We start from the raw sequence: 245 nt of genomic DNA on the forward strand, positions 1-245 counted from the left end.
CCATGCATGGCTTTTTCCTGAAAAACCACTCTCGTTGTTGGACATAGAGCCACTACCACCTGAAACACCACCGCCACTATTCCCACCAATATAACCGTTATTTCCCTTGCCCCCGCGAGCTGTAAGAACAGACCCCACTAATGTATTGCCACCATTCCCACCATTTCCATATCCGCCTTTTCCTATCGTTATCACGTCATTATCCTGCAATTGGCGGTTTTGAATTTTTAGAGTCACACATTCAC

At 46.1% G+C, this 245-nt stretch carries 1 pseudogene; it reads right to left on the minus strand.

Annotation, left to right across the window (positions count from 1 at the left end):
- Positions 1–237, minus strand: a pseudogene (locus ACFIO5_RS12890) (Bgr_08870 family protein); the annotation flags it as partial.
- Between the last annotated feature and the right edge of the window lie 8 nt (positions 238–245).

The sequence above is a fragment of the Bartonella sp. AA86SXKL genome, from assembly GCF_042196885.1.